Genomic DNA, 6,443 nt, shown 5'->3' with positions numbered 1-6,443 from the left:
AAACCGAACCCCGCCACAAAAGCGCTCCAACGAACAACGGCTATCTACCCAAACCCGGAAATCGGCAACCCAACATCCGTTAGCCTGCTTTCATTTCCGCTCACCACGGGCGATGATGACGCACTCACACCGCTCCAGCGAAGAGTCCCATGTCCGCCGCCCTGCCGCCCAACTCGCCCAATCGGAACGCCAGTTCAATGGCGATCACCCTGCAAATCGTCTCCATCGTCCTTTACACGTTCATCGCCTTCCTGTGCATCGGCCTGCCCATCGCAGTGATGCCCGGCTACGTCCACAACCAACTGGGATTCAGCGCCGTAGTCGCAGGCCTGGTCATCGGCTCCCAATACCTGGCGACCCTCTTCAGCCGTCCGGTGGCGGGCAGGATCTGCGACACCATCGGTACCAAACGCGCCATCGTCTACGGCCTGGCGGGCATCGCCCTGAGCGGCGTGCTGACCGTGCTGGCCGTGTTGCTGGAACGATTCGCCGGCATCAGCCTCATCATCCTGGTCATCGCCCGCTTGATCCTCGGCGGCTCGCAAGGGCTGGTCGGCGTCGGTACCATCAGCTGGTGCATCGGCCAGGTCGGGGCAGAGCACACCGCGCGCTCAATTTCCTGGAACGGCATTGCCTCGTACGGCGCCATCGCCATTGGCGCGCCATTGGGCGTGGTGATGGTCGAGGCGCTGGGCTTCGTCAGCCTTGGGCTGGTGCTTACAGTATTGGCAGTCGGCGCGCTGCTGCTGATCCGCAACAGGCCGCCGGTGCCGGTGGTGCGTGGCGAGCGCATGGCGTTCTGGTCGGTATTCGGCCGAGTCGCCCCATATGGCCTGGGCCTGACCCTGTCGTCCATCGGTTACGGCACGCTGACCACCTTCATCACCCTCTATTACGTCAGCCGCGGCTGGGAAGGCGCGGCCTGGTGCCTGACGGTCTTCGGCCTGTGCTTCATCGTCGCCCGGCTGTTTTTCATCAACGCCATTACCCGCTTCGGCGGCTTCCACTCGGCCATCACCTGCATGTCGGTCGAGACGCTCGGGCTGGTAGCGCTGTGGCTGGCACCCAACACCACCGTGGCATTGATCGGCGCAGGGCTGACCGGGTTCGGCCTGTCGCTGGTGTACCCGGCCATTGGCGTCGAGGCAATCAAACAGGTTCCCAACAGCAGCCGCGGCGCCGGGCTCGGAGCCTACGCGGTGTTTTTCGATCTGGCGCTGGCGATTGCCGGACCGTTGATGGGGGCGATAGCGCTGGGTATGGGCTACGGCTGGATTTTCTTCTTTGCCGCGCTGCTGTCGATCCTCGCGCTGGGACTGACGCTGCTGTTGTCGCGTCGCCCCGCCGTAGACACCCGGGTCTGATCGAACGCAACTGAGCCTGCTATAGAAAAGGCTGAACTGCCCCGGTCCCAGCCGGTCGGAATTACACATCCCCTCGCAAATGGAGCGTGCGTGTGACCTCCGACCCCGCTGGCATCAGTCTTCCCCCCTCGGACATGGCGGGTGCGCGCGATGTGCACAAGCTGCGCGTCCTGACCGTAAATACGCACAAGGGCTTCACTGCGCTGAACCGACGCTTTATCCTCCCCGAGTTGCGCGAGGCGGTACGCAGCACGGGCGCCGATCTGGTGTTCCTTCAGGAGGTTCTCGGCGGCCATGATCGCCACGCCGCCCGTTACCATGACTGGCCCGGCACATCCCAGTACGAGTTTCTCGCCGACAGCATGTGGAGCGACTTCGCCTACGGCCGCAACGCGGTCTACCCCGAAGGCCATCACGGCAACGCGATTCTGTCCAAATACCCGATCCTGCATTACCGCAATCTCGACGTTTCCATCACCGGCCCCGAACGGCGCGGCCTGCTGCATTGTGTGCTGCAGGTGCCGGGGCATGACGAGGTACACGCGATCTGCGTTCACCTGAGCCTGCTGGAAAGCCATCGCCAGTTACAGCTGGATTTGCTCTGCGCGCTGCTGGACTCCCTGCCGGACCACGCGCCGGTAGTGATTGCCGGTGACTTCAACGACTGGCAGCTGCAAGGCAACAAACGCCTGGCGCGCTGCAACTACCTGCATGAAGCCTTCGAGCGCAGTCATGGGCGATTGGCGAAAACCTATCCAGCGCGTTTTCCGCTGCTGCGTCTGGACCGGGTGTACCTGCGCAATGCCACCAGCCATAACCCGAAGATTCTCGGGACAAGGCCGTGGACCCACCTGTCTGACCATTTGCCGTTGGCGGTGGAAGTCCATATGTAAGTCAGGGCTGCGAAGCGCCAACCTATGACAATTGGCTATCGCGCCGTTTGTCCGTTAACGCCCTGATTGTTTAAACCAAGTGCCGCTTGCTTCATCCCATTTAATGCGGGCCAATTGACTCGCCATTCTTCATAACAAGAGGTACGTAATCATGGCTAACACCGGAAAACCGAACCCAGGCAATTTCGCTAACGATCGCGAGAAAGCATCTGAAGCAGGCAAAAAAGGCGGCCAGGCTTCGGGTGGCAGCAATGTCGCCAATGACCGTAGCAAAGCTTCCAATTCAACTGGCAGCGATAAGAAAGGTGGCTCGACGCCACATGGCGGCGCCGGCCGCAAATCCTGATCCGAAGCGGACTTTCAACTGATCAACGCAACGAGCGAGGGCGAAAGCTCTCGCTCTCTTGTTTTGCGGCTCCTTTCTGTAAAGCCCGCTCCTCTCATTCATCCGACTCGATCAGCGGCACCGTCGCGTCGCGATCGAACTGCGAACCCGGATCTTCATTACCCGGATCGTTGTCGACATCCACTTCGACGTCCTCTTCAGCAGTCTGAATGGCGCCGTGGTCCGCAGGGTGCGGGGTGTCGTGTGATTGAGCGTACATGGCAGGATCCTCATTTATTCAGGCGGCCTTTTTGCGACCCGGTTCAGTTGATTGAGCTTAGCTTGCGCTGACCGTCCAGTGGACGGCGTCTTCATCGAACTGTAGCTGTTCGACCCGATGGGCGATGCCGCAGGCCAGGGAATCCTCGGCGCGTATGACCTTCTCTTCCGACGACAGGCACCGGCCAATATCCAGCGGATGCGCGGCGCCTTCGGTTTCACTCAGGTAGATGTTGACGTAGCGTTGCAGGTCGTTGTCCAGGCTGCGCAGGTATTCGCGGATGCGCGAGTGATCCACCGAACTCTGGTTGAAGTACCAGCTCATGGGATGGATCAGGAATCTTGAATGGGGACAAACGATGCGCTCCTGCGCGGCCAGGTAGATGACAATGCCCATGGATTCGATATTGCCGCTGTTGAGCGCGCGAATCGGCACTTTCAGGGACTTCAGGAAGTTGTAGATCGTGAAGCCCAACGCGGTGCTGCCGCCAGCGGTCGACAGATTCAACAACAGCCCGGTCGCGCCCTTCTCGAGAGCCGCGAGGCAGCGATCGCGAAAATGCTCGGTGGTGGTCTGATCCACCCCACAGTGGAAATGGACGATGTGCTCGCTCATCGACTGCCCTCCCTTTCCGGTTATCGACGCGGTCCAAGCGTTGGAAGGCGCTGGGCCGGGAAAAGTTGCATGGTGTGGTCGACGGTGGAGTCCCGTAGCAGCCGGCTTGCTTTGTCAGACAGAACTCCTGCGTCAATGAACGATCAGTACACAACACCGGACACTGACTTAACAGTGCATATCCGGGCCTTCATGACGCCAGACAGGACATCTTCATGAGTCTGCACGACAAGATCATTGGCCGCCTCGGCTTCGGCGCCGCGCCGCTGGGCAATATGTTCCGCAACATCAGCGAAGAAGAAGCTGCCGCCACCGTGCAGTCGGCGTGGGACCAGGGCATTCGCTATTTCGATACGGCGCCGATCTATGGCGCAGGGCTGTCCGAGCAACGTCTGGGCAGGGCGCTGGCCCACGTACCGCGCGATGAGTACACCCTGAGCACCAAAATCGGCAGGCTGATTTGCGATGAACTCGATACCCAGGCCCGCAGCGGTCCGTTCACCGAAGGCTTGAAAAACAAGATTCTCACCGACTACTCGGCTGACGCGACGATGCGTTCTATCGAAGCCAGCCTCAAACGCCTGAGCACTGACCGCCTGGACATCGTGTTTGTCCACGACATCGCCCAGGACGCCCACGGCGATGAATGGATCGAGCACTTCAACGTCGCCCGCAAAGGCGCCTTCCACACCCTGACCCGGTTACGCGAAGAAGGCGTGATCAAGGCCTGGGGTTTGGGCGTCAACCGGGTCGAACCGTGCGAACTGACGCTGGACCTGAGTGAGGCACAACCGGACGGTTTCCTGTTGGCCGGACGCTATTCGTTGCTTGATCACGATCAGCCGTTGCAACGTCTGTTCGCCAAGGCCCGCGAGCATAATGCCGAGTTCGTCGTCGGCGGGCCCTACAGCTCGGGTGTATTGGTGGGTGGCAAGCATTTCGAGTATCAGGAAGCGCCCCAAGCCATGCTGGACAAGGTTGCGCACATCCAGGAGATCGCTCGCCAGTATCAGGTCGACATCAAATCGGCGGCGCTGCAGTTCGTTCTGGCCAATCCGCTGGTCGCGGCGGTGATTCCCGGTGCCAGCCGCCCCTCGCGGATCGCTGAAGACGTCGCCGCGCTCAGTGCCCAGGTGCCAGACGGCTTCTGGCAGGCAATGCGCGATCAGGGGTTCATCGCCGCGCAGGCGCCGGTGCCGATGAAGGATTGACGATAACGGACTTGTAGACGCCCCTCCTGTAACGGTCCGGCTTGCCGACGGTAGCGATCTCGATGACGCGACCTCCGGCATGCCGGGCTGCTAAAACAGTTGCATCCGAACCTCCCACAACATCCCGAAAATCCCACCATCTGTAATCTTCGCGTTGACTCAACTGTCATTTGCGTTAGTCTCTCCTGCGCACTGTATACAATAACAAATACAAATAGCGCCGGAGATTGTTGAACATGCCCGTTGACAACACCCTCGATCCAATCCTTGCCACGCCGGCTTCCGCTGCTGACTATCCGGCGCTCAGTCCTCGTCTGTACAACCACGATCTTGCGCCCAGCAAACGCGAAGGACGCACCTGGGGTGGATACAGTATCTTTGCCCTTTGGACCAATGATGTACACAATCTCGCCAACTACTCGTTCGCCATCGGCCTTTATGCCTTGGGTCTCGGCGGGTGGCAGATCGTGCTGTCGCTGGCCATCGGCGCAGCCCTGGTTTACCTGTGCATGAACCTGACCGGTGACATGGGCCAGAAAACCGGAGTGCCGTTTCCAGTCATCAGCCGGGTCAGCTTCGGCATTTTCGGCGCGCAAATTCCGGCGTTGATCCGTGCGGTCATCGCCATCGCCTGGTTTGGCATACAGACCTACCTGGCCTCGGTGGTCTTACGGGTACTGCTCACTGCACTGGACCCGGCGCTGGACAGTTACGATCACGACGCCTGGCTGGGACTGTCGAGTCTGGGCTGGCTGTGTTTCGTCAGCATCTGGGTCGTGCAGTTCGTCATTCTCGCTTACGGCATGGAAATGGTGCGACGCTATGAAGCGTTCGCAGGTCCCGTGATTCTGCTGACCGTGGCCAGCCTTGCCGTATGGATGTTTACCCAGGCCCATGGGCAGATTGCCTGGTCGACCAAGGCGCCGCTGGAAGGCGCGCAGATGTGGCGCAGCATTTTTGCCGGAGGCGCCTTGTGGCTGGCGATCTACGGCACGCTGATCCTGAATTTCTGTGATTTCTCGCGCTCGGCCCCCAGCAAGAAAACCATTCGCAAAGGCAATTTCTGGGGCCTGCCGGTGAACGTGCTGTTGTTCGCTTTCATCACGGTCGTCATCTGCGGTGCGCAGTTCTCGATCAACGGCCAGATCATCCAGAGCCCCACCGACATCATCAAGACGATCCCCAATACCTTCTTTCTGGTGGTCGGCTGCCTGGCGTTTCTGATCGTCACGGTGGCGGTGAATATCATGGCCAACTTCGTCGCGCCGGCGTTCGTGCTCAGCAGCCTGGCGCCGCGCTACCTGACTTTCCGTCGCGCCGGGATGCTCAGCGCTATCGTGGCGGTATTGATCCTGCCGTGGAATCTCTACAACAGCCCGGTAGTGATCGTGTATTTTCTGTCGGGACTTGGCGCCCTGCTCGGCCCGCTGTATGGCGTGATCACCGCTGACTACTGGCTGCTGCGCAAAGGTCGTGTCGATGTGCCGCAGCTGTATACCGAAGACCCGGCCGGCGCCTATCACTATTGCCGGGGGATTAACCTGCGGGCGGTGTGGGCGTTCATTCCGGCGGCGCTGATTTCCATCATCACGGCGCTGGTGCCGGCATTCGAATCGGTATCGCCGTTTTCCTGGCTGATGGGCGCGGCCATTGGCGCAGCGCTGTACCTGCTGCTGGCCGACCGTCGCAAACGCTTCAAAGACGTCAGTGGTGAAGCCATTGCCGTGCAAGATATCCAGCATTGATCGCAAGCGA

Annotated in this window: 6 protein-coding genes and 1 pseudogene; 5 read left to right on the top strand and 2 right to left on the bottom strand. The window is 60.3% G+C overall.

Annotation, left to right across the window (positions count from 1 at the left end; translation table 11 throughout):
- Nucleotides 1-149: 149 nt before the first annotated feature.
- The 3 genes and pseudogenes from CE491_RS18795 to CE491_RS31260 all read left to right on the top strand — a co-directional run.
- Nucleotides 150-1,364 carry an MFS transporter gene (locus tag CE491_RS18795; protein ID WP_110949832.1) on the top strand — a complete coding sequence of 405 codons (1,215 nt, stop codon included), beginning with the start codon at nt 150-152 and terminating at the stop codon, nt 1,362-1,364.
- A 134-nt stretch (nt 1,365-1,498) separates the two neighbouring features.
- Nucleotides 1,499-2,257 carry an endonuclease/exonuclease/phosphatase family protein gene (locus CE491_RS18790; RefSeq protein ID WP_110949843.1) on the top strand — a complete coding sequence of 253 codons (759 nt, stop codon included), beginning with the start codon at nt 1,499-1,501 and terminating at the stop codon, nt 2,255-2,257.
- 163 nt (nt 2,258-2,420) lie between these two features.
- Nucleotides 2,421-2,504: pseudogene (locus CE491_RS31260) on the top strand (general stress protein); the annotation flags it as partial.
- Nucleotides 2,505-2,697: 193 nt separating this feature from the next.
- On the opposite strand, the gene CE491_RS30330 reads toward CE491_RS31260, so the two are convergent.
- Together CE491_RS30330 and CE491_RS18780 are read right to left on the bottom strand one after the other, a co-directional pair.
- Entirely contained in the window at nt 2,698-2,862 is a 165-nt protein-coding gene (locus CE491_RS30330; protein WP_199885171.1) for a hypothetical protein, read from the bottom strand.
- Between the two features lie 57 nt (nt 2,863-2,919).
- Nucleotides 2,920-3,477 carry an ATP-dependent Clp protease proteolytic subunit gene (locus CE491_RS18780; RefSeq protein ID WP_110949830.1) on the bottom strand — a complete coding sequence of 186 codons (558 nt, stop codon included), beginning with the start codon at nt 3,475-3,477 and terminating at the stop codon, nt 2,920-2,922.
- Nucleotides 3,478-3,692: 215 nt separating this feature from the next.
- Between CE491_RS18780 and CE491_RS18775 the strand changes: the two genes are divergently transcribed.
- The gene (locus tag CE491_RS18775; protein ID WP_110949829.1) at nt 3,693-4,688 is read left to right on the top strand and encodes an aldo/keto reductase; all 996 of its coding nucleotides are present in this window, start codon (nt 3,693-3,695) and stop codon (nt 4,686-4,688) included.
- Nucleotides 4,689-4,924: 236 nt separating this feature from the next.
- Nucleotides 4,925-6,433, top strand: coding sequence for an NCS1 family nucleobase:cation symporter-1 (locus CE491_RS18770; protein WP_110949828.1), 1,509 nt, complete (start codon nt 4,925-4,927; stop codon nt 6,431-6,433).
- The last annotated feature ends 10 nt before the right edge of the window (nt 6,434-6,443 follow it).

This window comes from Pseudomonas bohemica (genome assembly GCF_002934685.1).
Classification (GTDB): domain Bacteria; phylum Pseudomonadota; class Gammaproteobacteria; order Pseudomonadales; family Pseudomonadaceae; genus Aquipseudomonas; species Aquipseudomonas bohemica.
Note: the sequence above shows the minus strand (reverse complement) of the source record. Positions and strands in the feature narration are given on the sequence as shown.